The sequence below is a fragment of the Vibrio fujianensis genome (assembly GCF_002749895.1).
Classification (GTDB): domain Bacteria; phylum Pseudomonadota; class Gammaproteobacteria; order Enterobacterales; family Vibrionaceae; genus Vibrio; species Vibrio fujianensis.
The window spans coordinates 41,038-41,684 of sequence record NZ_NBUS01000042.1; the positions used below are offsets into that span (position 1 = coordinate 41,038).

Consider the following 647-nt stretch of genomic DNA (forward strand, 5'->3'; position numbering starts at 1 on the left):
AAAAACAGAAATTTCAAAGGAAACCGATTTGCATCACACATTTTTGTTATGTTTATGTAATAAAGATTCCTATCAACGCTAGATAACCATGTGATCACACAAGTAATCTCTTACCAAGAAGTATCACGCGCGGGCTTAAAACGTAATAGGCGTAAAGCATTTAACGTCACTAATGCCGTTGCGCCACTATCGGCTAATACCGCAACCCATAAACCAGTAATACCCAGTAAGCTGGTGACCAAAAAAATGCCTTTCAAGCCAAGAGCTAACGTCACATTTTGACGAATATTATTCAGGGTTGCCCGTGAAAGCTGGATCATACCGGCTAACCCTAACAGTCGATTATGCGTTAAGGCGGCATCTGCGGTTTCTAACGCAACATCGGTACCGCCCCCCATGGCAATACCGATACTCGCCTGTTTCATCGCGGGGGCATCATTAATCCCATCACCCACCATCGCGACCTGATGTTGCTCAGCCAGTTGTTCAATAAAGGTAACTTTATCTTGTGGTAACAACTCAGCTTGGTATTCAATGGATAACGTCTGAGCAATGGCGGCAGCACTACGGGAGTTATCCCCCGTGAGCATAATGCTCTTTATACCCAGTTGTTTCAGCTGCGCAATCGCGATTTTGGCATCATCTCT

1 protein-coding gene is annotated in these 647 nt (G+C 44.8%); it reads right to left on the minus strand.

Annotated elements, in window-relative coordinates; translation table 11 throughout:
- Nucleotides 1–110: 110 nt before the first annotated feature.
- A partial coding sequence (locus tag B7C60_RS18705; protein WP_245869084.1) for an HAD-IC family P-type ATPase occupies nucleotides 111–647 on the minus strand: 537 nt, incomplete at its 5' end.